General features: G+C 69.3%; 23 protein-coding genes. 9 read left to right on the forward strand and 14 right to left on the reverse strand.

Going from position 1 to position 24,969, the window contains the following annotated elements; all coding sequences use genetic code 11:
- The first annotated feature begins 8 nt into the window (after positions 1-8).
- Genes D514_RS23820 through D514_RS23830 form a run of 3 tightly spaced genes read left to right on the forward strand, consistent with a single transcriptional unit; the run spans position 9 to position 3,201 of the window.
- Complete coding sequence (locus D514_RS23820; protein WP_017828797.1) at positions 9-1,007, forward strand: alpha/beta hydrolase; 999 nt, start codon at positions 9-11, stop codon at positions 1,005-1,007.
- Complete coding sequence (locus D514_RS23825) at positions 1,004-1,987, forward strand: alpha/beta hydrolase (protein ID WP_017828798.1); 984 nt, start codon at positions 1,004-1,006, stop codon at positions 1,985-1,987. The genes D514_RS23820 and D514_RS23825 overlap by 4 nt, the downstream gene beginning before the upstream one ends.
- On the forward strand, positions 1,984-3,201 hold the full coding sequence (locus D514_RS23830) for a multidrug effflux MFS transporter (RefSeq protein ID WP_236610910.1): 1,218 nt from the start codon (positions 1,984-1,986) through the stop codon (positions 3,199-3,201). The genes D514_RS23825 and D514_RS23830 overlap by 4 nt, the downstream gene beginning before the upstream one ends.
- 11 nt (positions 3,202-3,212) lie before the next feature.
- On the opposite strand, the gene D514_RS23835 is transcribed toward D514_RS23830, so the two are convergent.
- Positions 3,213-3,755, reverse strand: a complete 543-nt coding sequence (locus D514_RS23835) for a hypothetical protein (RefSeq protein ID WP_017828800.1) — start codon at positions 3,753-3,755, stop codon at positions 3,213-3,215.
- 66 nt (positions 3,756-3,821) lie between these two features.
- On the opposite strand from D514_RS23835, the gene D514_RS37990 reads away from it, so the two are divergent.
- Positions 3,822-4,406, forward strand: coding sequence for a TetR/AcrR family transcriptional regulator (locus D514_RS37990; protein WP_017828801.1), 585 nt, complete (start codon positions 3,822-3,824; stop codon positions 4,404-4,406).
- Positions 4,407-4,509: 103 nt separating this feature from the next.
- Entirely contained in the window at positions 4,510-6,498 is a 1,989-nt protein-coding gene (locus D514_RS23845) for a primary-amine oxidase (protein ID WP_017828802.1), read from the forward strand.
- Positions 6,499-6,597: 99 nt separating this feature from the next.
- Here the strand turns inward: D514_RS23845 and D514_RS23850 are convergent, their stop codons facing one another.
- The 3 genes from D514_RS23850 to D514_RS23860 are packed head-to-tail and all read right to left on the reverse strand — an operon-like array spanning position 6,598 to position 9,122.
- A complete protein-coding gene (locus D514_RS23850) occupies positions 6,598-7,263 on the reverse strand; it encodes an SDR family oxidoreductase (protein WP_017828803.1) in 666 nt (221 codons plus the stop codon).
- A gap of 40 nt (positions 7,264-7,303) precedes the next feature.
- Complete coding sequence (gene murQ, locus D514_RS23855) at positions 7,304-8,239, reverse strand: N-acetylmuramic acid 6-phosphate etherase (RefSeq protein ID WP_017828804.1); 936 nt, start codon at positions 8,237-8,239, stop codon at positions 7,304-7,306.
- On the reverse strand, positions 8,229-9,122 hold the full coding sequence (locus tag D514_RS23860) for an N-acetylglucosamine kinase (protein ID WP_017828805.1): 894 nt from the start codon (positions 9,120-9,122) through the stop codon (positions 8,229-8,231). Before D514_RS23860 ends, murQ begins: the two co-directional genes overlap by 11 nt.
- Positions 9,123-9,219: 97 nt before the next feature.
- Between D514_RS23860 and D514_RS23865 the strand changes: the two genes are divergently transcribed.
- Complete coding sequence (locus D514_RS23865; RefSeq protein ID WP_017828806.1) at positions 9,220-10,077, forward strand: MurR/RpiR family transcriptional regulator; 858 nt, start codon at positions 9,220-9,222, stop codon at positions 10,075-10,077.
- A 112-nt stretch (positions 10,078-10,189) separates the two neighbouring features.
- On the opposite strand, the gene D514_RS23870 is transcribed toward D514_RS23865, so the two are convergent.
- The 4 genes from D514_RS23870 to D514_RS23885 all read right to left on the reverse strand — a co-directional run bounded on the left by D514_RS23870 (position 10,190) and on the right by D514_RS23885 (position 15,471).
- A complete protein-coding gene (locus tag D514_RS23870) occupies positions 10,190-11,305 on the reverse strand; it encodes a sugar-binding protein (RefSeq protein ID WP_017828807.1) in 1,116 nt (371 codons plus the stop codon).
- A gap of 59 nt (positions 11,306-11,364) precedes the next feature.
- The gene (gene mmsB / locus D514_RS23875) at positions 11,365-12,735 is read right to left on the reverse strand and encodes a multiple monosaccharide ABC transporter permease (protein ID WP_017828808.1); all 1,371 of its coding nucleotides are present in this window, start codon (positions 12,733-12,735) and stop codon (positions 11,365-11,367) included.
- Positions 12,732-14,252 (reverse strand): multiple monosaccharide ABC transporter ATP-binding protein, encoded by a 1,521-nt coding sequence (mmsA, locus tag D514_RS23880; RefSeq protein ID WP_246877412.1) that lies wholly within the window; start codon positions 14,250-14,252, stop codon positions 12,732-12,734. Before mmsA ends, mmsB begins: the two co-directional genes overlap by 4 nt.
- 205 nt (positions 14,253-14,457) lie before the next feature.
- The gene (locus D514_RS23885) at positions 14,458-15,471 is read right to left on the reverse strand and encodes a LacI family DNA-binding transcriptional regulator (RefSeq protein WP_017828810.1); all 1,014 of its coding nucleotides are present in this window, start codon (positions 15,469-15,471) and stop codon (positions 14,458-14,460) included.
- Between the two features lie 172 nt (positions 15,472-15,643).
- On the opposite strand from D514_RS23885, the gene D514_RS39105 reads away from it, so the two are divergent.
- Together D514_RS39105 and D514_RS23895 are read left to right on the forward strand one after the other, a co-directional pair.
- Positions 15,644-15,877 (forward strand): CdaR family transcriptional regulator, encoded by a 234-nt coding sequence (locus D514_RS39105; RefSeq protein ID WP_017828811.1) that lies wholly within the window; start codon positions 15,644-15,646, stop codon positions 15,875-15,877.
- Positions 15,878-16,136: 259 nt separating this feature from the next.
- Positions 16,137-16,598: an Lrp/AsnC family transcriptional regulator gene (locus D514_RS23895; RefSeq protein WP_031205515.1), complete on the forward strand. Its 462-nt coding sequence runs from the start codon at positions 16,137-16,139 to the stop codon at positions 16,596-16,598.
- Between the two features lie 28 nt (positions 16,599-16,626).
- Here D514_RS23895 and D514_RS23900 read toward each other — a convergent pair whose 3' ends face one another.
- The 3 genes from D514_RS23900 to rsmA are packed head-to-tail and all read right to left on the reverse strand — an operon-like array spanning position 16,627 to position 19,525.
- The gene (locus D514_RS23900) at positions 16,627-17,559 is read right to left on the reverse strand and encodes a 4-(cytidine 5'-diphospho)-2-C-methyl-D-erythritol kinase (protein ID WP_017828813.1); all 933 of its coding nucleotides are present in this window, start codon (positions 17,557-17,559) and stop codon (positions 16,627-16,629) included.
- A gap of 7 nt (positions 17,560-17,566) precedes the next feature.
- Positions 17,567-18,634, reverse strand: coding sequence for an L-glyceraldehyde 3-phosphate reductase (gene mgrA / locus D514_RS23905; protein ID WP_017828814.1), 1,068 nt, complete (start codon positions 18,632-18,634; stop codon positions 17,567-17,569).
- Between the two features lie 9 nt (positions 18,635-18,643).
- The gene (rsmA, locus tag D514_RS23910) at positions 18,644-19,525 is read right to left on the reverse strand and encodes a 16S rRNA (adenine(1518)-N(6)/adenine(1519)-N(6))-dimethyltransferase RsmA (protein ID WP_017828815.1); all 882 of its coding nucleotides are present in this window, start codon (positions 19,523-19,525) and stop codon (positions 18,644-18,646) included.
- 90 nt (positions 19,526-19,615) lie between these two features.
- Between rsmA and D514_RS23915 the strand changes: the two genes are divergently transcribed.
- The gene (locus D514_RS23915) at positions 19,616-20,884 is read left to right on the forward strand and encodes an MFS transporter (RefSeq protein ID WP_051056573.1); all 1,269 of its coding nucleotides are present in this window, start codon (positions 19,616-19,618) and stop codon (positions 20,882-20,884) included.
- On the opposite strand, the gene D514_RS23920 is transcribed toward D514_RS23915, so the two are convergent.
- The 3 genes from D514_RS23920 to D514_RS23930 all read right to left on the reverse strand — a co-directional run bounded on the left by D514_RS23920 (position 20,863) and on the right by D514_RS23930 (position 24,965).
- A complete protein-coding gene (locus tag D514_RS23920; protein ID WP_017828817.1) occupies positions 20,863-21,741 on the reverse strand; it encodes a TatD family hydrolase in 879 nt (292 codons plus the stop codon). The two genes, D514_RS23915 and D514_RS23920, sit on opposite strands and share 22 nt — an antisense overlap.
- A 28-nt stretch (positions 21,742-21,769) precedes the next feature.
- Positions 21,770-23,362, reverse strand: a complete 1,593-nt coding sequence (gene metG, locus D514_RS23925) for a methionine--tRNA ligase (RefSeq protein WP_017828818.1) — start codon at positions 23,360-23,362, stop codon at positions 21,770-21,772.
- A gap of 61 nt (positions 23,363-23,423) precedes the next feature.
- Positions 23,424-24,965, reverse strand: coding sequence for a molybdopterin-dependent oxidoreductase (locus tag D514_RS23930; RefSeq protein WP_236610911.1), 1,542 nt, complete (start codon positions 24,963-24,965; stop codon positions 23,424-23,426).
- Between the last annotated feature and the right edge of the window lie 4 nt (positions 24,966-24,969).

Raw genomic sequence — 24,969 nt, forward strand, 5'->3', positions numbered from 1 at the left:
GGAGTTCCATGACCGCCACCGCCGCCGGACGTCCCACCGTCACCCCCGTGCCCTTCGACCCCGAGGTGCAGGCCGTGCTGGATGAGATCGCGAAGGATCCTCAGCCGCCCCTGACTCGCGACGCGCTGCCGCGCGCGGGCGCCGACCGGATGTTCCCCGACAACGACACCGTCATCGCCGGCCGTGACATCGAGTGGGAGGACCGCGTGATCCCCGGCCCCTCCGGTGCTCCCGACATCGAGATCACGATCTTCCGACCGGCCGGAACCCGCGCCGAGGTGCTTCCCGGCTTCGTCAACATCCACGGCGGCGGGATGATCGTCGGTCACCGCTCGTGGGAGACCGGGCGCGTGGTCGACATCGTCGCGCAGCACCGCGTGGTGGCGGTGAACGTCGAGTACCGTCTCGCCCCCGAACACCCCTACCCCGCCGGAGTGGAAGACTGCTACGCCGCCTTCGCCTGGGTGCATGCGCATGCGAACGATCTCGGCATCGATCCTGCGGGTATCGTCGTCGGCGGCGGGAGCGCTGGGGGCGGACTCACCGCCGCCGTCGCCCTGATGGCACGCGACCGACGGGGCCCGGTGATGGCGGGACAGCTGCTGCTGTGCCCGATGATCGACAACACCAACACCACGGTGTCGAGCCGGCAGTACGACGGCATCGGCACGTGGCAGCGGGAGCTGAACCTGCTCGCGTGGTCGTGCGTGCTCGGCGACGATCTCGCCTTCAGCCCCGAGGCACCTGCGCATGCCGCCCCCTCCCGCGCGGCCGACCTCTCGGGCCTGCCGCCCGCCTTCATCGAGGTCGGAGAGGCCGAGGCCTTCCGCGACGAGGACACCGAGTACGCCCTGCGCATCTGGGCGACCGGCGGACAGGCCGAGCTGCATGTGTGGGGCGGCGGCGCACACGGCTTCGACATGTACATGCCCGATGCCGAGATCTCCCGCGCCGCCCTCGCCGCGCGCGCCTCCTGGCTGCGACGGATCTGGCGGGCCGCCCGATGACCGCCCACCCACCGGTCCCCTACGATCCCGAGCTCGTCGCCGGTCTCGCGGCCTTCGTCGACATGGTCGAGATCATCCCGCTGCGCGCCGACACCATCCACGCCAATCGCGATCATTTCGCGACCATCATCCCGCCCATGTCGGCACAGGCCGAGGGGCGCGCGATCACCTGGGAGGACCGGATCATCTCCGGCCCCGCCGGAGCCCCGGACATCGAGATCACGATCGTGCGGCCCACCACGCCGGCGAACGGACCGGCCCCCGCCGTGCTCTCGATCCACGGCGGCGGGATGGTTCTGGGCACCCGGTTCTTCGGGACCTCCGAGCTCATCGACCTGGCCGAGCGATACGGGGTGGTCGGTGTCGCAGTCGAGTACCGCCTCGCCCCCGAGCACCCGGGGCCGGCACAGGCCGAGGACTGCTATGCGGCGCTGGAGTGGATGGCGGCGCACGCGGAGGACCTGGGCATCGACCCCGACCGCATCATCGCGTCCGGCATGAGCGCGGGCGGCGGCCTCTCCGCCGCCGTCGCGCTGCTCGCCCGAGACCGAGGGGGTCCGCGCCTGGCCGGACAGCTGCTGGGATGCCCCATGCTCGACGACCGCAACGACACGGTGTCGAGCCGTCAGTACGACGGGTTCGGAGCCTGGGATCGCCACAACAACCACACCGCATGGGAGGCGATCGCCGGCGAGGACCGCGGCACCGATCGGGTATCGCCCTACACCGCCCCCGCGCGCGCCGTCGATCTGTCCGGCCTCGCCCCCGCGTTCATCGAGGTCGGGGCGGCCGAGACCTTCCGAGACGAAGCGGTCGACTACGCCACGCGCATCTGGGCCACCGGCGGACAGGCCGAGCTGCATGTGTGGGCGGGCGGATACCACGGCTTCTCCGGCTTCTCCCCCGACGCCGAGGTCTCGCAGGCAGCCGACGCCGCGCGCGCGAGCTGGCTGCGGCGCACGCTGCACCTGGAAGGATGAGCACTCCCGTTCCCGGGGAGCCCTCGCGGCCACGGATGGGCACGGTGCACGCGATGCTCGTGCTCGGCATGCTCGAGGCGTTCGGCCCGCTGTCGATGGACCTCTATCTGCCGCAGCTGCCGCAGCTCGCCGCCTCTCTCGGCACCACGGAGGCACTCGCTCAGGCCACGATGTCGGCGTGCATGGTCGGCCTCGGGCTCGGTCAGCTCGTCGCCGGCCCCCTCAGCGACCGTTGGGGCAGACGACTACCCCTGATGGTCGGCGTCGCCGTCTTCGCCGTCCTCTCCCTGGCGTGTGCGCTCGCGCCGAACATCGAGTTGCTGTTGCTCGCGCGCTTCCTGCAGGGCCTCGCGGGATCGGCCGGCATCGTGATCTGCCTCGCGATCGCCCGGGACCAGTTCGAGGGCGTGGAGCTCTCGCGGATGCTGTCGCTGCTGTTCCTGGTATCGGGGACAGCGCCGATCATCGCGCCCGTCGTCGGAGGTCAGCTCGCGAGGATCATGGATTGGCGCGGGATCTTCGGCGTGCTCAGTGCCGTGGGCGTCGTGCTGCTGCTGGTCGTCATGTTCGCCCTGCCGGAGACGCTGCCCGCCGCAGCACGGCACGGCGGCGGCCTGCGCACCCTCCGCACCCACACCGGAGCGGTCCTGCGCGATCGGCTCTTCGTCGCGGTGCTGTGCGCGGCGGCCGGGGGCGGGGTCGCCTTCTTCACGTACTTGTCGATGTCGTCGTTCGTGCTGCAGGACGAGTTCGGCCTGAGTCCACAGTCGTTCAGCCTCGCCTTCGCGGCGGGAGCCCTCGCGAGCATCGTCGGCAGTCAGCTCAGCCGCCTGGTCGTGAGCAGGTGGGGACCGCTGCGGGTGTACCTCGGTGGCATCTCGGCCACGCTGATCGCCGCGACGGCATTCCTCGTGCTCGCACTCGCCGAGGTGGGCGTTGCGGGAGTCGTCGCCGCGCTGATCGGATTCATGCTTTGCTCAGGGCTCGGCGGGCCCAACGGTCAGACCCTCGCGCTCGCCCACCACGGCGCACGAGCGGGCACGGCCTCGGCTCTGCTCGGGATGTCGACGTTCCTGTTCGGCCCGGTGCTCGCTCCGGTCGCCGCAGGGATCGGTGGCACGAACGCCGTCACGATGGCGGTGACGATGACCGCAGCGGCGGCGGTCGCCGCGATCGCCGCCTGGCTGTTCGTGCGCCCCGCCGCCGCGGGGTGATGGCCTCTCCGTCAGAACCCCAGGCACATCACCGCGACGCCCACCGTCATCGCCCACGACTCGGTGCGAAGCAGGCGCGCCGTGCGACCGTGGTGCACCGGAGGGACGAACCACTCCGCGACGACGGTCCACAGCGCCACCGCGCCGACGCCCGCGAAGAGCAGCACCGAGAGCATGCCGGGGAGCCCATGGCCGCCGTGTCCTGTCACCGTGGCCGGACCCACCGCGGCTACGGGTCCGGCGGCTCCGTGGAACGCGCACATCGCCATCACCAGGGAGACCAGAGCGCGGTGACAGCACGGGGCCGCCGATGCGGTGCCGCGAACTCCCATGGTCCCGACCATGCCGGATCCCAGCAGAACCACCCCCAGCGCCAGCTCGAGCACGGGGTAGCGCCCGGCGGTCGCGGCGAGTGCCAGCATCGCCGCCGCCATGACGAGCACGCTCTGCCGCCCCTGCCACGGCACGGCGCGCCAGGCAGCCACGCCGGCGACGGCCGAGACGATCGCGGCCGCGGCCATCAGCCACGGCACCGCAACGATGAGGTGATCCACGCCGGAAGTATATTGAGCGATCGCTCAATATAGCTATACCCGTGCGCGATGCGACAAGATGGGTGCGTGCCTCGCATCGTCGACCATGATGAGCGCCGCCGGCAGATCGCCGAGGCGCTGCTGGCCGTCGCCGCCCGCGACGGACACGAGAGCGTCTCTTCGCGTGCCGTGGCGACGGAGCTCGGCGTCGCCACGGGTTCGCTCTGGCACTACTTCGACGGCTTCGACGAGGTCATGCGTGCGGCTGCGGCCGAGGTGACCCGCCGCACCGAGGCGCGCATCGCCGAGGCGACGGCCGACCGCCGCGGGCTCGACCGACTGCACGCGCTCATGCGCGAAGTACTCCCGGTCGATGAGCGCACCCGCACCGAAGCCCATGTCGTGGTCGGATTCTGGGGGCGCCTGGCCGCGCTCGCGCCGACACCGGACGCCGGCTCCCCCACGCTCGCCACCTGGCAGGACACGACGCGACTCGCCCTGCGCGAGGCGATCGAGGACGGCGAGTTGCGCACGGACACCCCCACCGAGGCGATCGTGACACTGCTGCGCTCCATCACCTACGGACAGCAGATCGTCGAGGTCACGGAGCCGCAGACGCCGGCCGCCCACCTCGCGGTGCTCGAGGTGGCGCTCGCTCCCTGGCGGGCCTGACAGGGCCTCCCGCCCGCGAATCTCCCGTTGCGGGCGTCGGGCGGTCCGTCGTATCATCATGCCAACCCGTTTATTGAGCAATCGCTCGAAAATAGTGAGGTCGATGATGTCCCACCACGCTCCGCAGCCCGTGTCGATCGAGAAGATCGCCGCCCCGCACCCCCACGATCCCCTCACGGGTGCAGAGATCGCGGCCGCCCGCGCCGTGCTCGACGCCGCGGGCCTGATGACCGAGACCACCCGGGTGCCGATGCTCCTGCCCGACGAACCCCGCAAGGACGAGCTCGCGGCCTGGACGCCCGGCTCCCCCATCGACCGCCGCGTCGACGTCACCCTGCTCGACATCGCCACCGGCGTCGCCACCGAAGCCATCGTCTCGATCACCCGCGGCGAGGTGCTGCACACGCAGCGGGTCCCCAACGACGCCCCGCCCTACGGGCAGCCGCAGTACCTGTTCGAGGAGTACGAGCGCGCCGAGGCCATCACCAAGGCGTCACCGCAGTGGCAGGCCGCGATGAAGCGCCGCGGCCTCGAAGAGCACATGGCGCTCGCTTTCTGCGGGCCGCTCGCCCCCGGATACACGGGCCGTGCCGACGAGGTCGGACGACGCGTGATCCGCTCCCTGACCTTCCTCAAGTACGACGAGCAGGACTCTCCCTGGGCGCACCCGGTCGAGGGACTCATCGTGCACATCGACCTCACCGCGAACAGCGTGATCCGCGTCGAGGACCACGGCGATGTGCCCGTTCCCGCCGGCCACGGCAACTACTACCCCGAGGTGCAGGGCGAGGCACGCACCAGCCTGAAGTCGATCGAGATCACGCAGCCCGAAGGGCCGAGCTTCGCCGTCACGGGTTCGCTCGTGGAGTGGGAGGGCTGGTCGATGCGCGTGGACTTCAACGCGCGCGAAGGCCTCGTTCTGCACGACGTCACCTTCCAGGGACGATCGGTGCTGAGCAGGGCGAGCGTGCCCGAGATGGTCGTCCCCTACGGCGACACCGCGCCCGGCCGCTTCTGGATCAGCTACTTCGACGCCGGTGAGTACCTGCTCGGGAAGAACGCGAACCACCTCGAGCTCGGTTGCGACTGCCTGGGCGTGATCCGCTACCTCGACGGCTACGTCGCCGACGACCACGGCCACCCCGTGCGCATCCCGAACGTGATCTGCATGCACGAGGAGGACTACGGCATCCTCTGGAAGCACACCGATCTGGCCGGGCGCTCCGACGTGCGGCGCTCCCGCCGGTTCGTGGTGTCGTACTTCTCCACGATCGGCAACTACGACTACGGGTTCTACTGGAACTTCGGCCTCGACGGGTCGATCGAGGTGGTGGCCAAGGCCACGGGCATCGTCTTCGCCAGCGCGGGTGAGCCCGGGGTGCGCCAGCGCCATGCGACGGAGCTGGCCCCCGGCGTGTTCGCCCCCGTGCACCAGCACCTCTTCTGCGCACGGCTCGACGTCGCGATCGACGGCGAGGACAACCGGCTCGTCGAGATCGACGCCCAACGCGTGCCGATGGGCCCCGAGAACCCCTTCGGCAACGCCTTCACCTGGTCGGAGACGACTCTGCACACCGAGAACGAGGCGCAGCGCGAGGCCGATTCCTCGGTCGCACGGGTGTGGGAGGTGCAGAGCGCGTCCCACACGAACCACGTCGGCCGGCCCACCGCGTACCACCTGGTGCCGCAGCCCACGGCGCTGCTCATGGCCGACCCGCAGTCCTCCGTCGCCGCGCGTGCCGCCTTCGCGACGAAGCACCTCTGGGCGACACGCTTCGAGGCGGGGCAGATCTGGCCGGCCGGGCGGTATCCGAACGCGCACCAGGGCGGTGCAGGGCTGCCCGAGTACACCGCCGCCGACCGCGACATCGACGGCCAGGACATCGTGTTGTGGCACACCTTCGGCCTGACGCACTTCCCGCGACCGGAGGACTGGCCCATCATGCCCGTCGACTACGCCGGATTCTGGTTCAAGCCAGCCGGCTTCCTCGACCAGAACCCGGCCATGGATGTGCCAGAGGCGTCACAGGCGCACCGCGGCGCGACAGCGAGCACATGCTGCGGCGGAGACACCTGCACCTGCGCGCACTGAATCGGATGCCCGCCCGGGGCAGGCGCGCAGGGACCACCCCCGGTCTCGACGCTTCTGCGCGTCGAGCTCTGCGCGTCGAGACCGCGCCTGCCCCGCGGCTCAGTACCTCGCCGAGAACGCGCCGTCCGACTGCAGCAGCTGCCCCGAGATCCAGCGCCCTTCCTCCGACACGAGGAACTCCACCACCGCGGCGATGTCACCGGGGCGTCCGAGACGCCCGAGCGGTGTCATCTCCGCCAGCCCGCGGCGCGTCTCGTCGTCCATCCAGCCGGTGTCGATGGGCCCGGGGTTGAGCACGTTCGCCGAGATGCCGCGCGGGCCGAGCTCGCGGGCCGCCGAGATCACGAGCCGGTCGAGAGCGCCCTTGGAGGCCCCGTAGGGGAGGTTGCCGGTCACGTGGTCGCTGGTGAGCGCCACGATCGCACCTCCGCCGTCGCCCACCTGCCGCGCGAAGGCCGCGATCAGCAGCAGACTCGCCCTGGCGTTCACGGCGACATGCCGGTCGAAGCTCTCGGCCGTCGTGTCGAGGATGCCGGATTCCACATCGTGCGCGTGGCTCAGGATGAGGGCCGAGACCGGGCCGTGCGCGGCGGTCACCTCAGCCATCAGGGCCTCGGGCCCCTCGGGCGTGGCGAGGTCGGCGATGTGATCGGCGTCGTGCAGGTCGCTGGTGACGACGGTCCAACCGGCGGCGCGCAGACGAGGAACGATGCCGGCGGCGATGCTGTCGGCACGCGCGGCGCCGGTGATCAGAGCAAGGGGCATCCGCACACCGTATCGGACTCCCCGGGCGCTCGCATCGCCCTCAGGCGAGCGCGGCGATCGCGTCGCGGAGGATGCCGTCGGCCTCGTGGAGGGCTGCGGCCGCGTCCTGCGGCGTCGCGTCGGCGGCCAGCATCAGCAGCGCGAGCTTGACCGAACCGTCCGCCGCCTGCAGTGCCGCCGCAGCCTGGTCGATGTCGACGCCGGCGAGCTGCGACACGGTGCGGATCGACCGGGCATGCAGCTTCTCGTTCGTGGCCAGCAGATCGACCATGACGCCGCGGTAGGTCTTGCCGAGGTTGATCATCGACAGCGTCGTCAGCATGTTGACGACGAGCTTCTGCGCCGTCCCCGACTTGAGGCGCGTGGAGCCGGAGATGAACTCGGGTCCGGTGACGACCTCGATCGCGACCTCCGCGGCCGCACCGATGTCGGAACCGGCGTTCGAGGCGATCGCCGCGGTGAACGCACCGACGCTGCGGGCGTAGATCAGCCCTCCCACGACGTAGGGCGTGCGGCCGGAGGCGGAGATGCCGACCACCGTGTCGTTCTCCGAGAGACCGAGCTCGCGCAGCGAGGCCTCAGCGGCCGCGTCATCGTCTTCGGCATTCTCCACGGCGGAGCGGATCGCCGTCTCGCCCCCCGCGATCAGCCCGACCACCATGGACGGGTCGGTGCCGAACGTCGGCGGGCACTCGCTCGCATCCAGAACGCCGATGCGCCCGGCCGTGCCCGCGCCGATGTAGATGAGGCGTCCGCCGCGGCGGAACCGCTCCGTGATGCCGTCGACCACGATGGCGATCTCCTCCGCCCGCTCGGCGACGGCCTCCGGCACCCGCCGGTCCTCCGCGTTCATGCGTCGCACGAGCTCGGCGGTGCCCAGCAGGTCGAGGTCGCCGCGATCGGTCGTCGAGGCCTCGGTATCGAGGCGCTCCAGCACGGAGAGGAGGGTGGCCAGGCGGGAATCGTCATTCGGCACGGTGGACGAACCTTTCGTGGGGGAGGTCGGCGCGGCGCGCGAGCAGCAGCGCGCCGTCGAGTGCATCGCCGCTCGCGGGCACGATCGTGCGTGCGGCGCTCTGCAGGGAAGAGGTCAATGACGCGCGGAACCACGCGTGGTCGGTGAGGCCGCCGTGGATCACCACGTCGGTGGTGCGGGCGGATGCGGCGACAGCCGTCGCGGTGAGCAGTCGGATCCCCTCGGCCACGATCTCGCGGGCGACCGCATCGCCGTCGGCAGCGGCATCCAGCACGAGAGGCGCGAGCGTCGCGAGGCGTCGAGGGAGGGGTTCGCTCTGGGCGAGCCAGGCCTGGATGTCGGATGGCACACCCACCGGCTGCGCGATCGCCGCGGTGAGGGCGGTGCGCGCGCCCAGCGCGTCGTCCGCACGCAGCACGGCACGCAGGGCCTCGCGCCCGAGCCACGAGCCGCTGCCGAAGTCGCCGAGTTCCGGACCCCAGCCGTCGACGAGTCGCGCGCCATCGGCGTCGACGCCGAGGGCTGCCGCTCCGGTGCCCGCGATGAGGAGCACTCCCCCGGCACCGTCGAGCGCACCGGCGTGAGCGGTGACGACATCGGAGGCGACGGCCACCGCGGCTCCGCTCGCTGCGGCGAGCCGGGACGACAGCTCCTGCGCCGCATGCGGCGCCAGCCAGGCCCCTGCGGCACCGACCCCGATCAGGTCGAGGCGGTCGCCCTCCAGAAGCGGGAGGATCGCCTCGAGTGCACTCTCCACCCCTCCCGCTGCGGCGAGCCCGGGAGCTCCGACGCCTGCACGCGCGACCCGCTCGCCGTCGCCGACGATCACGACGCGGCACCGGGACTTGCCGAGATCGATGGATGCGGTCGTCTTCGCGCTCATCGACTCTCCCGGGGATCGGTGGAAACAGGTGGTGAAAAGAGACTACATGCGAAGTAGACTCTGCAAAAAGAATTTACACCGAGCAGACGGAGAACCGATGAGCATCCAGTCGACGATCGAAGCCGCCGCTTCCACGCTGACGCCGTCGCTGGCCCGCATCGCGCTGGTCGTCCGCGAGAACCCCTCCGTCGTGATCGACAACACGATCAACGAGCTGGCCGCGGAATGCGACACCTCGGTCGCTTCGGTCGTGCGCTTCTGCCGGGCGATCGGCTTCAGCGGCTACGCCCCGCTGCGCATGGCCCTGGCCGCCGAGCTCGGCAAGGAAGCCGCCCAGTTCTCCGCACGCGGCGCCTATGGGTCGGAGATCTCCGACGCCGACACCCTGCAGGAGGCGGTGTCGAAGGTGGCGGCGCTCGAACTGCTGGCGATCGAGGAGACCGTCGCCCGACTCGACTTCACCGTGCTCGAAGCGGCAGTGGACGCGATCGACGGGGCCGAGCGCATCATCCTCTACGGGCTCGGCGCCAGCCGGTTCGTCGCGGAGGATCTCGCCCACAAGCTCCTCCGCGTCGGACGGAACGCGCATATTCCCGCCGATCCGCACGAGGCCGTCGCCGTCTCCGTGCTGCCGACCGCATCGACCGTCGCGATCGGCTTCTCCCACTCGGGTTCGACGCTCGAAACCGTGCGGTTCCTGGAGACGGCGCGTACCAGCGGGGCCACCACGATCGCCGTCACGTCGGCGAAGGACTCCCCCCTCACCCGCGCGGCCGATCACCCGCTCTTCACGGAGGTGCGCGAGTCGACCTTCCGCGCGGGCGCCATGGTGAGCCGCATCGCGCAGCTCACGCTCGTCGACTGCCTGTTCCTCGGTGTCGCCAAGCGTCGGTACACCGAGACCGTCGACGCCCTGCAGCGCACGGGGCAGGCGACGCGCGCGCTCCGCGGCTGACGGGCACGGGCGGCCAGAACCCGCACACGAGAGAGCCACCCTGACCCGAAGGTCAGGGTGGCTCTCGGTCACAGCGAGGTGCTGTGGGGTGTTCCTCGAAGGAGCATCCGGATTACTGGTACGACTTCACGATCTCGAGGAGGCTCGGGACGTTGGCGTATGCCTCGGCCGCGTTCTCCTTGGTGACGATGATCGGGTCGAGCAGGTAGGCCGGGACGATCTTCTTGCCGTTGTCGTACTGCTCGGTGTCGTTGACGTCGACCTCCTCGCCCTTCTGGAGCTGGCCGACCATCTTGATGGCCTGCTCCACCAGCAGCGTGGTGTCCTTGTTGATCGTGGAGTACTGGATGCCCTCCATGATCGACTTGACCGACTCGACCTCGGAGTCCTGACCCGTGACGACCGGGACCGGCTTGCCTGCTCCCTGCACCGAGGTGATGATGGCGCGGGCGAGCGTGTCGTTCGGGGAGAGGACGCCGTCGAGCGTCTCGGAACCGTACGAGGAGGTGAGCAGCGAGTCCATACGACGCTGCGCGTTCTCCGGCTTCCAGCCCTCGGTCGCCGTCTGCGCGATCTCGGTCTGGCCGGAGACGACATTCAGCGTCCCGTCATCGATCTTCGGCTGGAGAACCTCCATCGCGCCGTTGAAGAACACGGGTGCGTTGGCGTCGTCCGGCGAGCCCGAGAACAGCTCGATGTTGTAAGGCGCCTCGTGGCCCGCGCGCTCGGCGAGGCCGTCGAGGAGCGCCTGGCCCTGCAGCTGACCGACCTTGAAGTTGTCGAAGGCGACGTAGTAGTCCACGGCCTCGGTGTTCTCGATGAGACGGTCGTACGCGATGACGGTGACGCCGGCGTCGCGGGCTGCCTCGACCTGCGTCGACAGCTGCTTGCCGTCCTTCGCACCGATGATGATGACCTTGGCGCCACCGGTGACCATCGCCTGGATCTGGTTCTGCTGCTCGGCGACCGTGTTGCTGGCCGGCGCGTACTGCACATCGGCCTTGAATCCGGCCTTCTTCAGGCCGTCGGTGAACAGCTGACCGGCGAGAACCCAGTTCTCCGAGGTCTTGTCCGGAAGGGCGACACCGATCGTGGCATCGGCGGCGAAGCCCTTGGCCTCGTCCCCCGACCCGGAGCCGGTGTCACCGCCGCGCTCCGATGAGCAGCCGGTGAGGGCGAAAGCGCCCACGGCGACGATCGCTGTCGCCGTAAGAAGCATCTTCTTCATGTGATCTCTTTCTCTGGTGTGTGAAGGTCAAGGCGCGTGTGCGGTGCGCGACTCGACCCCTACTTTCCGCGCGTCTCGTCGACGGCGGGGGCTTCGTACTTCTGACTGGTGGGGTAGTTCGCCTTCGGGTCGAAGGTCTCGAGGGCGGGGTCTTCCTTGCGACCGAACCGACGCGTCAGGAACCCGATGATCGAGGGGCGGCCCTGCTGCTTGTTCCAGACGTCGACACCGACCGCGAACAGGAGCACGAGGCCCTTGATCATCGACACCACGTCGGCACCGGCGCCGAGCAGCGCGAGTCCGTTGTTGAGGAACGCCATCACGAGACCACCGATGATCGACCCGATCACGGTTCCGATACCGCCCGAGACGGCGGCACCACCGATGAAGACCGAGGCGATGGCGTCGAGCTCCCAGCCGTTGCCGTCCTGCGGGCCGGAGGCCGTGGCACGGGCCACGTAGATCATTCCGGCGAGCGAGGCGAGCACCGACATGTTCATCATGACGAAGAAGTCGACCCAGCGGTCCTTCACACCCGACAGACGCGCCGCCTGGCGATTGCCGCCAACGGCGTAGATGTGGCGGCCGAAAACGGTGTTGTTCGTGATGAACGAGTAGAGGATGACGAGGGCGAGCAGGATGACGCCGGAGATCGGGAAGCTGGTCCCTTCACGCCCTGTCGCGAACAGCCACCCCGCGATGAGGATCACGGCGGAGATCAGTACGACCTTGGTGACGCTCACCCAGCGGGGCGCCATGTCCGAGCCCATCTTGGCCTGCGCGCGGCGGGTGCGGATCTCCGAGATGACGATCCACAGCACACCGATCAGGGCGAGGACCATGGTGAAGACGTTGAACGGCACGGGGATGAACGACAGCTCGGGCAGGTAGCCCGCGCCGATGACCTTGAACCCCTCCGGGACGGGGATCGACTGCGAGTCGCCGACCCACTGGTTCGCTCCGCGGAAGAACAGCATGCCCGCCAGCGTCACGATGAAGGCGGGCACCCCGACATACGCGACCCAGAATCCTTGCCAGGCTCCCACCAGCACGCCCACGCCGAGACCGAGGAGGATCGCCAGTGGCCATGGCAGGTCCCAGTCCGCCATCGCCTTGGCGACGACGATGCCGGTGAACGCCGCGACCGATCCGACCGACAGGTCGATGTGGCCCATGATGATGACCATCACCATGCCGATCGCGAGGATCAGGATGTAGGAGTACTGGTTGACGACGTTGATCAGGTTGCCCGACGAGAGCGTGAGGCCCTGCCCCTTGAAGATCCAGGTCAGCACCTGGAAGACGACCAGGATCACGACGAGGCTGCCGAGGATGCCGAACTGACGGAGGGTCGACTGGCCGCCTCCGAACATCTTCGTGATGTCCTTGAAATGGAAGCCGCGCTTCGTTGCGGTGGTGTCGGTGGTCATGCGGATGCTTTCTGGGTCGCGGAGGTCATGCTGCGCATGAGGTCCTCAGGTGTCGCCTGATCGGCCGGGATGCAGTCGGTGACCCGACCTTCGAAGACGGTGTAGATGCGGTCGGAGATGCCGAGGAGTTCGGGAAGCTCGCTGGAGATGACGATGACGCCCTTGCCCTGGGCCGCGAGCTGGTTGATGATCGCGTAGATCTCGTACTTGGCACCGACGTCGATGCCGCGTGTGGGCTCGTCGAGGATCAGCAGGTCGGGGTCGGTGAACATCCACTTCGCCAGCACGACCTTCTGCTGGTTGCCGCCGGAGAGCTTGCCGACGCCTTCTTCCACAGAGGGCGTCTTGATGCGGAGCGCCTTGCGGTACTCCTCCGCGACGGCGAACTCGGCGCGGGCGTCGACGACACCGCGCTTGGCGATCTTGGAGAGCTTGGCGGCGACGACCGAACGCTTGATCGTGTCGAGCAGGTTGAGCCCGAGCACCTTGCGGTCCTCGCTCACGTACGCGAGCCCGTGCTTGATCGCCGAGGCCACATCGTGCAGGGCGACCTCCTGGCCGTCCTTGATCAGGGTGCCGGAGAGGAAGGTGCCGTAGGAGCGGCCGAAGATGCTCATCGCGAACTCGGTACGCCCTGCGCCCATGAGACCGGCGATGCCGACCACCTCGCCGCGGCGCACGTTGATGTTCGAGCCCTTCACGACCATGCGCTCGGGGACGGTCGGATGCTGCACCCACCAGTCCTTGACCTCGAAGAACACCTCGCCGATCTCGGGGGTGCGGTCCGGGTAGCGGCTCTCGAGCGAGCGGCCGACCATGCCGCGGATGATGCGGTCCTCGTTGATCTCCCCGCGCGAGATGTCGAGCGTCTCGACCGTACGGCCGTCGCGGATGATCGTGATCTCGTCGGCGATCTGCTCGATCTCGTTGAGCTTGTGGCTGATCATGATCGACGCGATGCCCTTGGCCTTGAGGCCCAGGATCAGGTCGAGCAGGTGCTGCGAGTCGTTCTCGTTGAGTGCGGCGGTCGGCTCGTCGAGGATCAGGAGCTTGACGTCCTTGTTGAGCGCCTTCGCGATCTCGATCAGCTGCTGCTTGCCGACACCGAGGGTCTTGATCTGCACGTCGGGGTCTTCGCTCAGCCCGACGCGGGCGAGCAGCTCGATCGCCCGTTCCTTCTGGGCCTTCCAGTCGATGCGGCCTCCGCGCTGGATCTCGTTGCCGAGGAAGATGTTCTCGGTGACCGAGAGCTCGGGGATCAGGGCGAGCTCCTGGTGGATGATCGCGATGCCGGCATGCTCGCTGGCTGCGATGTCCTTGAAGCGCTGCTCCTCGCCGTAGAGCAGGATCTCCCCGTCGTAGGTTCCGTAGGGGTACACCCCGGACAGGACCTTCATCAGGGTCGACTTCCCGGCGCCGTTCTCGCCGCAGATCGCGTGGATCTCGCCGGCGCGGACGGTGATCGAGACGTCGGCGAGTGCCTTGACCCCCGGGAACTCCTTGGTGATGCTGCGCATCTCCAGGATGGGGCCTGACACGGTAGGCAACGTTGCTGTGGTGCTCACGGATCTTTCCTCGCGACGTGCGGTCACCTTCGATGTGACCGTTCACATTGGATTACATAGTCCACTCACGACGAACCGCTGTCAAGTCCGCGCGCCGATTTCGTGTCGCTACCGTGATGCGTGCGGCCCGATCGGCTGGGAGCGGTCCCGCGACAGGTCAGCGTGCTGCGGCGGATTCGCGCGCACGCAGGATCGTCTGCAGCGGGCCGAACTCCGGCACCTGCTCTCCCCGGATCTGCGCGAGGAGGATGCGCACGGCTCGGCGCCCGAGCTCGGGGAAGTCCTGATGCACCGTGCTCAGCGTCGGCGCCACGTGCGCGGCGACCGGGATGTCGTCGAACCCGATCACGCTCACGTCGTGCGGCACCCGCACCCCGGAATCGCGGAAGCCGTGCATCAGCCCGATCGCCATCAGATCGTTCGCGGCGAACACCGCCGTGAAGTCCCGACGGCGCGAGAGCTCCTTGCCCGCGAAGTAGCCGAAGTCGGCTGTCCAATCGCCGCGGATCGGCGGGAACGTCGGCAGGTCGGCCTCGCGCAGTCCGTCGAGGTACCCGCGCATGCGAGACTCCGCCTCGATCCAATCCTGCGGGCCGGCCAGATGCAGGATGTCGCTGTGACCGAGCGATATCAGGTGGGCCGTCGCGGCCTTGGCGCCCGCCACCTGGTCGGCGGACAGGCTCACCCCGTCCGAGCCCGATGCCGTCTGCAGGGTCACGAACGGCATGTCCACCGACATGCCGCGAAGCACATGGAACACCCGCACCTGCGGTGCGAGCACCACGATGCCGTCGACCTGCTCGCGCGACAGCTGGCGCACCGCGTTGCCGATCGCCTCTGGCGTCGTGTCGGCGAGGTTCAGGGTCGAGACCGAGTACCCCTCCTCGCGCGCCGCATCCTCGATGCCGGCGATGGACGAGGTCGGACCGAACTCCCCGATCGTGGCGGACAGGATGCCCAGCATGTTCGACTTGCTGGTGACCAGAGCGCGGGCGGCCAGGTTCGGCCGGTAGTCGAGCACCGAGATCGCATCGAGGACCTTGGCCTTCGTCTCCGGACGGATGCTCGGGTGATCGTTGAGCACTCGGGACACCGTCTGATGCGAGACACCGGCGAGCCTGGCGACGTCGCGGATGCTCGGCAACCGCGCACGCTCGGAGGCGGTGGACATCACTTGCCTCCTCGCGTGTGCACGGTCACATCGTCACTACATTATGTCTGGCGGCGCGCGCGTGTGCACCACTCGAACGCCGTTGCCGCGCGTGACGGGTTGTGCGCGAGCACCGGAAGCACCACCCGGTTTCGTCGAGCGGCACCGGAACGGCTCCCTCCAGCATGGCATCGTGGCGGCGTGGACACACTGCTGCGCGGCGGGCACGCATCTGGTCGAGACGCTGCGGGCCTGGCTCGACGCCTTCGGAGATGTGGCGGTCGCCGCCGCACGGGTCTACACGCACCCCAACACGTTCCGCTACCGGCTGCGCCGCCTGTCGGAGATCAGCGGACTCGACCTGACCGATCCGGAAGCCCGGTTCTCGGCCATGGTGCAGCTTCGCCTGCTGGTGCCCCGCGACTGACGCACGACACGCGATGACAGCGCCTGCCCCGCCCCTCATCGGGACGGGGCCGACTGAGGCTCGTGGCCCGTCGCCGTCTGCACTCGGCGACTGCGGGCTCGTGGCCTCCGCGTCGAGTGCGCGTGATGTCCGCTCGTGGCCGACATCCTGCGTTTCTGACACTGATTCCAACACACGGCGATCACCCAGACCATAGAGTGGATTCTGATTGATCGATTCGATCAAGTGCGACCCGATGACGAAGGTGACGGTGATCGAAATGGCCAACCTCGACGAGACCGACCGCAGGATCCTCACGGTGCTCGACACGGACCCGCGGCGGCCGGTCGCCCTGATCGCCCAGGATCTGGGTCTCGCCCGCGGCACGGTGCATGCCCGTCTCGACCGTCTCGAATCGGGCGGATACCTGCGCGCGCACAGCTCGCGCATCCTCCCCCAGGCCCTGGGTCGCGGCGTCTCGGCGTCGATCCTGGTGGAATTGGATCAGCATCAGATCACCGCCGCCATCGATGCCCTCAGCCGCGTGCCCGAAGTGCTGGAGTGCTTCGCTCCCGCCGGTGACACCGACCTGCTGCTGCGGGTCGTCGCCAAGGACCCGGACGACCTCTACCGCGTGGCAGAAGTCGTGCGCCTGTGCCCCGGCATCCTCCGCACGTCGACGAGCCTCTTCCTCCGCGAGGTCATCCCCTACCGCGTGAGCGCGCTGCTCAACGCGGGGTGAGGCCGGATCCCGCCGAAACGGCGTCCGCTCAGCCGATGATGCGCGCGCCGGGCACCGGACCGTGCACGTGCAGCGGGTCGAGGCCGGTCTCCCGCAGGGAGGACTGCACGTCCTGTGCCGTCTCGGGGTCGGGGCAGAGCAGCGCGACCGTCGGCCCTGATCCCGACACGATGCCCTGGAGCGCTCCGGCGGCGACGCCCTGACGGATGGTCTCGGCGAGGTCGGGCCGTTCGTAGAGGGCCGCGGCCTGCAGGTCGTTGAACAGCGTCTCGGCGAGCTGCACAGGTTCGCCCGAGCGGAGAGCCTGCAGCACCGGGATCGGCACGTCCAGCGACAGCGGCGGGTCGTCGGCGAGGGCGCCCTCCTCCTCACGCAGCAGGTCGAGACGTTCGTAGACCACGGGCGTCGAGAGGCCCTGCTCGCTGGGCACCAGGATCCAGTCGAAACGGCCCCGTGCGAGCGCCGGATTGAGCTGATCGCCGCGGCCGGTGCCCACCGCCGTGCCGCCGTGCAGCGCGAACGGCACATCGGCGCCGAGGCGGGCGGCCAGATCGTGCAGACGGGTCTGCGACAGTCCCGTGCCCCACAGCGCGTCGCAGGCGACCAGCGCGGCAGCGGCGTCGGCTGATCCGCCGCCCATGCCGCCGGCCACGGGCACGCTCTTGCGGATCTCGAGCGCGACGCCGCCCCGGTGATCCACCGCCACCGCGAGCAGCTTGGCCGCACGCATCGCCAGGTTGCGATCGTCGAGGGGGACCGAGTCGATGTCCTCCACGCCCGAGACCGTGACCGAGAAGTCGTCGGCAGGGCGTGCGATCACGTCTTCGTAGAGAGAGACCGCCTGGAAGACCGTCGCCAGCGCGTGGTAGCCGTCGTCATGCCGGCCGCCGACTCCGAGGAAGACGTTGATCTTCCCCGGGGCGCGCACGTGCACGGAATCGGCGAACGCGGCATGGCTCATGATCGGCTCACAGCTCCGAGGACTTCGCCCACAGGTTGACGTCGATGGCCCCGGCGAGCTCGTCGATACGGGTGAGCTCCTCGGTGGTGAAGGCAGGGCCGTTCACGGCCGCGATGTTCTCGTCGAGCTGCTCCGGACGCGAGGCGCCGATCAGCGCGGAGGCCACGACGGGCGTGCGCAGCGTCCACTGCAGCGCGAGCTGCGCGAGCGACTGGCCGCGCCCCTGTGCGATCTCGTTGAGCGAGCGCAGCGTCTGGACGGCCTCCTCGGTGAGCCGGCCCTCCGGCAGCGAGCCGCGCTTCTGCGCGCGCTCGGCCGTGCCGTCGCCGAGGTACTTGTCGGTGAGCAGCCCCTGCGCCAGCGGCGTGAAGGCGATCGCCCCGAGGCCCGACTGCTCGAGCGTGTCGGTCAGTCCGTCTTCGACCCAGCGGTTGAGGATCGAGTACGCCGGCTGGTGGATGACGAGCGGTGTGCCGAGATCCTTCGCGACCGCGACGGCTTCTGCCGTGCGCTCGGCGCTGTACGACGAGATGCCGACGTAGAGTGCCTTGCCCTGGCGGACGAGCGTGTCGAGGGCGCCGACCGTCTCGGCGATCGGGGTGACCGGGTCGACCCGGTGGGAGTAGAAGATGTCGACGTAGTCGAGCCCCATGCGGGTCAGCGACTGCTCGGCGCTCGCGAGGATGTACTTGCGGCTCGCGAAGTCTCCGTACGGCCCCGGCCACATGTCCCATCCGGCCTTCGACGAGATGATCAGCTCGTCGCGGTACGGGCGGAAGTCCTCGGCGAAGATGCGGCCGAAGTTCTTCTCGGCGGAGCCGTAGGGCGGACCGTAGTTGTTCGCCAGATCGAAGTGGGTGATGCCGCGGTCGAACGCGTGGCGCAGCAGTGCGCGCTGATTGTCGAGCGGGATGTTGTCGCCGAAGTTCCACCACAGCCCGAGCGAGATCGGCGGCAGGTACAGGCCGGAGGTGCCGACCTGTCGGTAGGCGAACTGCTGATAGCGACTTTCGTCGGCAGCGTACGGACGGTGCAGCTCGGGGACATCGGGGCGGAAGCGGGGGGACTCGTTCACGGTGCCAGGTTACTGGGTGGGAGCGACGTCGTCGGTGAGAACCTCGGACGCGGCCGCGTGCTGCGCGATGCGCTGGTAGTCCTCGACGGTGAGGTCCTCGCCTCGGGCCGTCGGCGCGACGCCGGCGGCGAGCAGCACCTCGGAGGCCGCCGCAGAGCTGCCGAAGATGCCGGACAGTGCCTGACGGAGCATCTTGCGCCGCTGGTTGAAGGCGGCGTCGACGATCCGGAACGTGCGACGACGTTCCTCTTCGGTGCCCCGCTCCCCTTCGGAACGGTCGAAGCCGACGAGCAGGCTGTCGACATTCGGGACCGGCCAGAACACCTGACGGGAGACGTTCCCGGAGAGCTTCCAGTCGCCGTACCAGGCGGCCTTGACGCTGGGCGAGCCGTAGATCTTCGAACCGGGCTTCGCGGCCAGCCGCTCGGCGACCTCGGCCTGGACCATCACGACACCACGCTGCAGATAGGCGAAGTTCTCGAGGAAGTGCAGCAGCACCGGCACCGAGACATTGTAGGGCAGGTTGGCCACCAGCACCGTCGGCTCGCCAGGCAGCTCGGTGATGCGCAGCGCATCGGCATCGACGACCGTGAGACGGTCGGCTTCGACGCCGTGCTCGGCGGCGGTCTGCGCGAGGCGGGCCGCGAGGCGGTGATCGATCTCGACGGCCGTGACCGATGCGCCGGTCTCCAGGATCGCGAGGGTCAGCGACCCGAGCCCCGGACCGACCTCGACCACGCGCTCGTCCGGCTGCACGCGAGCCGCCTGCACGATCTTGCGCACGGTGTTCGCGTCGGTGACGAAGTTCTGGCCGAGCTTCTTCGTCGGGGTGACGTCGAGCTCGGCGGCGAGGCGGCGGATCTCGGTGGCGCCGAGCAGGGTGACGGTCATCCTCCCATTCTCCCCCACGGCACCGATGTCTCCCGCCGTCAGTAGTCTTCTCTGGTGCCCTCCCTCGGTGAACTCGTCGCGCCCCGCCGCATGGGCCGGGACTTCCGGTGGCTGCTCGCCTCCTCGTGGACGAGCAACATCGGCGACGGCGTCGCCCTCGCGGCCGCTCCCCTGCTCATCGCGTCGATGACCTCCTCGCCGATCCTGGTGGCGGCCGGTGCGATCCTGCAGTTCCTTCCCTGGCTGCTGTTCGGGCTGCACGCGGGCGCGATCGCCGACCGCTTCGACCGTCGACGCCTCGTCATGTTCGCGAACGCCGCCAGAGCCGTGGTGCTCGCGGCGCTGTGCGTCTTCCTCGTCACGGGCGTCGCGAACATCTGGATCGTGCTCGCTGTCGCTTTCCTCTACGGCAGCGCCGAGGTCTTCGTCGACACGGCGGGCAGCACGCTGCTGCCGATGCTCGTGAAGCCCGCCGACCTCGGGATCGGCAACGCGCGCCTGCAGGCCGGGTACCTCGTGGCGAACCAGTTCGCCGGCCCGCCGCTGGGCGCGTTCCTGTTCGCCGCCGGCACTGCCTGGCCGTTCCTGCTCGAGGTCGTGTGCGTGAGCTTCGCGGTCGTGCTCATCTCGCGCATGGCGAAGACGCCCGTCCCGCCCCGCGAGACCGATACGCACCCGCCCGTGCACACCGACATCGCCGAAGGTCTGCGCTGGCTGTGGCGCAACCCTCCGGTGCGCATGCTCGTGCTCATCATCCTGGTCTTCAACATCACCTGGGCAGCCCCCTGGGGCGTGCTCGTGCTGTACGCCACCGAGCACCTGCACATGGGCGCTGTCGGCTACGGAGCGCTCACGACCGCGTCAGCGGCCGGCGGCATCCTCGCGACACTCAGCTTCGGCTGGCTGGAGAGGCACGTGTCCTTCGCGACGCTGATGCGCGTGGTGCTGTCGCTCGAAGTGCTCATGCACCTGTCGTTCGCCCTCACCACGACCGGCTGGGTCGCGCTGGTCATCATGTTCTTCTTCGGCGCCTATGCGTTCGTGTGGGGCACGATCTCCACGACCGTGCGGCAGCGCCTGGTTCCCGCCGAGCTGCAGGGGCGGGTGGCCTCGGTGAACATGGTCGGAGTCTTCGGCGGCATGGTCGTCGGGCAGGCGCTCGGCGGCGTGATCGCCCAGGTATGGGGGCTCACCGCGCCGTGGTGGTTCGCGTTCGTCGGCGCGGCTCTCACGCTGCTGCTGGTGTGGAAACCCATCTCGCAGATCGTCTCGGCGAAGCCCATCGCCGACACCGGCCCCGAAGACGCGGAACCCGCGAGTCAGGAGTCGAACGAGCCTCAGGAGTCGAAGGAGCCGTAGACCCGCAGGGTGTTCTCGGCGAGCTGGGCGCACAGCTCATCCACATCGATGCCGAGCTCCGCAGCCATGAAGCGCACCGTGATCGGCACGAGGTACGGCGCGTTCGGGCGGCCCCGCAGCGGCACCGGAGTGAGGAACGGGGCGTCCGTCTCGACCAGGATGCGATCGAGCGGGGTGACCTGCAGCGCGTCGCGCAGGTTCTGGGCGTTCTTGAACGTGAGGTTCCCGGCGAACGACAGGTGGTAACCGGCCTCGGCGCAGATGCGGGCCATCGCGTCATCGCCCGAGAAGCAGTGGAACACCGTGCGCTCCGGGGCACCGACGCGGGCGAGTGTCTCCAGCACCGCCTCGTGCGCGTCGCGATCGTGGATCTGCATCGCGATGCCGTGCTTCTTCGCGAGGGCGATGTGCGCCTCGAACGACTCGAACTGCGGCGCCTGCCGCTCGGGCTCCGTGCGGAAGAAGTCCAGGCCCGTCTCACCGATCGCCCTGGTGCGCGGGTGGGCGGCGAGTTCGTCGATCACCGCGATCGCCTCGTCGAGACGACCTTCCTCGGCATAGGTCGGCGCGTCGTTGGGGTGGATCGCGACGGCGGCGAGCACGCGCGGGTCGGATGCCGCGGCCTCGACCGCCCACCGCGACGATTCGATGTCGCCCGAGGCCTGGACGACCCCGGCGATGCCCACGGCCGCCGCGCGGTCGAGCTGCTCGGTCAGCGACAGCGGCTCGTCGCCGTCGACGATCTCCAGGTGCGCATGATTGTCGTACACCGGAACCGTCAGCGGCTCGGGGGCGGACGGATACTTCAGATCCTTGCGTCCGTCCCCCGAGCGCTTACGCACGTAGGTCTCGGCCATGTCGTCGGGCTCCGTCGTCGGCCGCGGCTCAGGCCGTGGTCTCCACCCGCGGGAACAGCGGGGCGAGGCCGTTCACGCTGGTACCGGGACGAAGCACGCCCCAGGCGCCGGCCTCGCGGATCGGCTGGTCCTGCAGACGGCCCAGGGCCTCGGCGGCCCCGAGCGCGATCCAGAGCTTCTCGGTCGACTGCGGCATCACCGGCGAGAGCAGCACCGCAAGCGCGCGCAGGCCCTCGGCGCAGGTGTACAGCACGGTGCCGAGGCGCGCGCGCTGGTCCTCGTCTCCGCTGTTCGCCTGCTTGGCGAGCGCCCACGGCTCGTTCGCGGTGATGTAGCCGTTCAGCGCGTCGACGATCGTCCAGATCGACGAGATCGCCTCGTCGATGCGGAACTGCGCGACCGCGGCATCGGCGTTCCTCGCCGCATCCGCCACGATCTTCTGGATCGCGAGATCCTTCTCGGTGTACTCGGCCGCGGGGGGAACGACGCCCTCGAAGTACTTCTCGATCATCGCGGTCGTGCGCGAGGCGAGGTTGCCGAAGCCGTTCGCGAGCTCGGCCTGATAGCGGGCCGACAGGTCTTCCCACGAGAACGAGCCGTCCTGTCCGAAGGCGATCGCGGAGAGGAAGTAGAAGCGGTAGGCGTCGGAGCCGAAGACATCGGTGATCTCGGTCGGCGCGATGCCGGTGAGCTTCGACTTCGACATCTTCTCGCCACCGACGAGCAGCCAGCCGTGCGCGAAGACGCCCTTGGGCACCTCGAGGCCTGCCGCCATCAGCAGCGCCGGCCAGATCACGGCGTGGAAGCGCAGGATGTCCTTGCCGACCACGTGGTACGCGGGCCAGCGACGCTCGAAGGTCTCCTCGTCGGAGCCGTAGCCCACCGCCGTGGCGTAGTTGAGCAGGGCGTCGACCCACACGTAGATGACGTGCGACTCGTCCCACGGCAGCGGGATGCCCCAGTCGAACGTCGACCGCGAGATCGACAGGTCCTTGAGGCCCTGGCTCACGAAGGAGACGACCTCGTTGCGTGCCGAGTCGGGGCGCACGAAGTCGGGCTGGGTCTTGTAGAGCTCGAGCAGACGGTCCTGGAACTCGCTGAGCTTGAAGAAGTAGTTCTTCTCCTGCAGCAGCTCCAGCGGCTTCGAGTGGATCGCACAGACCTTCAGCCCCTCGAAGGGACCGGTGCCGTCGACGATCTCCGACTCGGGCTTGAACTCCTCGCAGCCCACGCAGTAGAGCGCCTCATACTCGCCCGCGTAGATGTAGCCGCGGTCATACAGGCGCTGGAAGAACGTCTGGACGTTCGTCTCGTGGCGCTCCTGCGTGGTGCGGATGAAGTCGTCGTTGGCGACGTCGAGCGTCGTCAGCAGCGGGAACCAGCTCTCGCTGACGAGCTTGTCCACCCACTCCTGCGGGGTGACGTTGTTCGCCGCCGCGGCCCGCAGCATCTTCTGCCCGTGCTCGTCGGTGCCCGTGAGCATCCAGGTGTCATCCCCCGCCTGGCGGTGCCACCGTGCGAGCGCGTCGACGGCCACCGTCGTGTACCCGTGGCCGATGTGAGGCACGTCGGACGGGTAGTAGATGGGCGTGGTGATGTAGAAGGATTCGCCTGCGGGCATGGAGCAATTCTAGGCGGGATACCGCGGGGGGTTACGCCGTGCGCCGGAGGTCTCCCCCGGCTCACGCCACCGACACGTCGATCCGATGCCACCCCTGCGCGCCGTCGGGCGCGGGGGCCGCCGGATCCGCTGTCTGCGTCTCGCCATCGACGCTGAGCGCCCGGCATTCGACGGTGTGCGCACCGCTCTCCGCCACCCAGTCGATGCTCCACTGCACCCACGTGTCGGCCGAGATGGCGGTCGCGAGTTCCGCGGCACGCCAGGGACCGTCGTCGATGCGCACCTCGACGCCGGCGATGCCGACGTGCTGATGCCAGGCCATTCCGGCGATCACCGCGTCACCCGCTGGGATCGACTGCCCGCGGCGTGGCACGTCGATGCGCGACTGCAGCTTGACCGGTCCGCGATCGGACCATCCCCGCGTCGTCCAGTAGGCCTTCGCACGGTCGAACCGCGTCACCTCCAGCTGCGTGACCCACTTCGTGGCCGACACGTAGCCGTAGAGTCCCGGCACCACCATCCGCACCGGGAAGCCGTGCTCGATCAGCAGCGGCTCGCCGTTCATGCCGATCGCGAGCAGGGCGTCGCGATCATCGGTCAGAGCCTCGATCGGGGTCGACGCCGTGAAGCCGTCGGCGGAGGTCGAGAGCACCATGTCGGCCTCGGCGTCGACGCCCGCGCGTGCGAGCAGCTCCCGCACCGGCACACCCAGCCAGCGGGCGTTGCCGATCAGCGAGCCGCCCACTTCGTTCGACACGCACGCGAGCGTCACATCGGACTCCTGCATCGGCATGGCGAGCAGCTGGTCCCAGGTGATCTCCACCTCGCGGTCGACCATCCCGTGGATGCGCAGCGACCAGTCGGCAGGATCGACCTGCGGCACGATCAGGGCGGTGTCGATGCGGTAGAACTCCGCGTTCGGGGTCACCACGGAGGCGAGGCCGCGTATCCCGAGCTCTGCGCCGGCGGGAACCGCGGCTGCCGGTCGTGCTGCCGTCGGCAGCCGCAGTGCCTCGCGGACCGCCTCGATCGAACGGGTCGCGCCGCGGGCGAGGTTGCCGACGATGAGGGCGACGGCGCCGGCGGCGGCGACTCCGGCGGTCCAGATCAGGAACCGTCTCCGATCCTCGCCGTCGGGTCGGAGGCCGGCGACCGGACGCAGTCGAGCGACGAGGAGGCGCAGGACGATCACCGCGACCAGACCGGCGACGAGACCAGGGAGCCAGGCGAACGGCCCCGCACCGGGGCGGATCATCGCGGCGACGACGGCGAGGACGCCGAGTGCTCCCAGGATCACGGCGCCGACACCGGACCGTCGACGCTCAAGGATGCCCGCGCCGGCGGCGACGACCACGAGCACCAGGGCGATGCCCACGATCAACGCCACCTTGTCGCCGGTACCGAACAGCGCGATGGCCGTGTCCTTCGCCCAGCTCGGTGCGAGGTCGATGAGCCCGCTGCCGATCACGGCGAACGGGCTCGCGCTCGGCTCCACCACCGCGGCGACGAGTTCTGCCAGGCCGACGGCGAGGAACGATGCGCTCAGTCCGGCTGCGGCCGAGCGGAGCGTGTCCTCCCTGGTCGCGTGCATGGCGTTCGTCATGACC

Source organism: Microbacterium sp. UCD-TDU (genome assembly GCF_000340625.1).
GTDB classification, from domain to species: Bacteria; Actinomycetota; Actinomycetes; order Actinomycetales; family Microbacteriaceae; genus Microbacterium; species Microbacterium maritypicum.